Source organism: Endozoicomonas sp. SESOKO4, from assembly GCF_024606275.1.
In genome coordinates, this window is sequence record NZ_JAHHPS010000086.1 from 1 (window position 1) to 2,605 (window position 2,605).

2 protein-coding genes are annotated in these 2,605 nt (G+C 49.1%); both read right to left on the reverse strand.

Annotated features, from left to right (window positions below; genetic code table 11):
- On the reverse strand, nucleotides 1-2,084 hold a 2,084-nt coding region (locus KDK16_RS01395; RefSeq protein ID WP_257274345.1), incomplete at its 3' end, for a hypothetical protein.
- A gap of 128 nt (nucleotides 2,085-2,212) precedes the next feature.
- The coding region (locus tag KDK16_RS01400; protein WP_257274346.1) for a hypothetical protein at nucleotides 2,213-2,605 on the reverse strand (393 nt) is incomplete at its 5' end.

Sequence of the window (2,605 nt, forward strand, 5' to 3'; positions counted from 1 at the left end):
ATCGCCAGCGCCAGGAGTTCTTTTTCTTTCGGGCTCAGGTAATGCTGCTCAAATTCCTCCAGCAACTCCATATACCAGAGCCCATTATTCCTGGCCCGCAGGACATGACTGCAGCTGTGCAGCGGTTTCCATACTATTGGCAAGCTCTGTCCGCCAAGGCTCCTGATCACGCGTTCCGGACCCGGACGGCGGTAATAATGCTGCAATACCTTCAGGATGGTTTTTTCATTATCACCGACATGATCAGGCAGGACCGGCGGTTTACTGAACGCCTCCACCAGAAACTGTAATGCCGTTGGTGCCTTGGCTGTCAATGGTGTCGCCAGGTCGCGGGAATTCTTCATATCCAGAGATTGTTTCAGGTCCGCGACGTCCTGCTGAGCTTGCTGAAGATGCTCTGGCCAATTCTGGTAGAAAGCATGTGTTTCCCGTTGTTCCCAGAGTGTTTTAAGCCATTCGATATAATCGTGCGGAGCAAGATCATCTATAACCTTCTCACCTTCACGATATTCCCTCTGCAAACTGGATTTAAGAGATTCCAGAAAGTTTCTGCTTAGGGGAGCCCCATAGTGAAACAGGGCTAGTAAGTGAGACTGCATGATGTCGAGAGGAGACTCGGGTTGACCATCACTTGAATATCGTAGCACCAGCTCTTCCAGGGCGTCCTGCAGTTGCTGTTGATTAAGCCCCTGGCAAATGCGGTCTAATTCAACAACTGCTCCAGGGCAGGCGGTCAAAGGTAGCTTCCTGAGATGGAGCGGAGTCAGGAATTCAAATGGTCTAAAGGCAGCCAGCATACAATTCATTATGCCCAGTGGCATTGGGTTAACGTCAAAACGATTCATCCAGTAAACGAATTCCACGCACCAATGTCGTGGCAGACTTGCTCCACTGTCCAAAAGCAGCTGAAACATTTGGCAAGCTACTTCCTCCTGTTTCTGAATTTGCTTCTCCTGAGGCTGTCCGTTTCTGAGCCTTTTGGAACACAGGAGCATTTCAAGCAAAGATTCAAAACATCCTTCATGAAAAAAATGCTGGTGAATGGGGAAGCCACTTTCTTTTAATTTCAGAAGCTGCTCATAACTGTATGAATCAGGATCATCCACCAGTTTGATGGCTTGTTGCAATTTGTGCTCAGTATCCGGTGATACGGTTAATTCCGAACTCAGTGCCTCTGTCCGCAAAGACATTGGTAGCAGATTCAACATGCCTCTTAAATTTTCCGGGGCTATGCTCTGTGACATCGAAAAATAATCCAGGCAATCCTCATTCCTGGCCAGGTGTTTGTTGTCCAGTTCATCATCAAAATAGACCTGAACAGAACCTGTGCGGTGGCAATAAACAACCAGAGGCAAGGGTTTAAGCTCTAATACCTTTTCACACTGGCGTTTGTTCCGAAGGGTATCGGCAATATTTGTCTGTACATCGTTGTATACACAGAAGCATTTGATGTCTTCTTTGCCATATTTAATGAGCACCAGTTCCGGGTAATCAAGTGGAGGGGTGGCATTGTCGGGTTTCAACTTTGGTAAACTGAACGTTCCATCCGCTTGCAGATGTCCCGAAGTGAAACGGTGAGGATAAACTCTCCAGATGACCTGATTGCCATGCTCAAGACGTCTATCGAGCGTTGATTGCAGATCAGGCAGTAGTTTTGCTCGCAGTGTTTCCGGAGTTGCGCCAAAATCTGCCAGCAGATGTACGGTAGCTGCATCACGTTTATAGACATATAGGCATTGTGGATCAACAATGCCTACCATCCATTTGCCAAACTCTATTTCCGGCATGGGCTTAATGGGCATCATCCCCCCCGGCAGGGCGAGGGTAAAGGGTCTCGGCGTTCCCTTACCTGAAAAGTAATTTTTTTCTTTAGTCAATCTAATTTGCCGAAACGCCAGACGACCACTCTCAGCAGCCCGCAGTAGCTCTTGTCGCTCATACTCCCTGGGATGACAGGGTGGCAGCTGGCGGGTCGATTCGCAGATTGTCCATTGGCCAGAGGCCGTCACCGCACGGGTGTCAACGTTTGGTTGAGGTTGAGGGCACGTGCTGGCAGAGGCTCGCCTTCCATGGACAACATTCATGGTAATACTCCAGTAAAACTTATTATTTACCCACTTCCGTGAGGGTGGATTCTATGGTTCTTGGAGTAACCGGCTGGTAAAAAGTTCCATTACAGTCTGTTGTCCGTAACTGTATTTTCAGAGCAAGATCAAAGGATTGTACATGCCCACCCCGCTGGCGTATCCTCCTGAACATCAGGCTTCGCTATCTTCTTTGGCACCAGCATTTTCCATTCTTTCGGGGCGCCATCGTTGGTAACGAAGGGGCGCTTCTCGCTGACCACAGTAATCCCCCGTTCTTTCAGCACTTTTTGGGCTTTCTCCGAAGCCAGCGTTGCCTGCGTCAGGGTGCCCGGGTTCATCCGAATGCCATCACTCTTCAGCCGCTGCACTTCTTTCTCCAATGCCTGTTGTGTTGAAGGGCTCATCAGAGACGGGTCATGTTCGTACTGCATCTTTTCCAACAGCGTCATTCCGGCAGGAAGCTCCACCTGCCTCAGATCGTACCAGCTGTTATGAATACCACGGGTGATTCCTTTTTT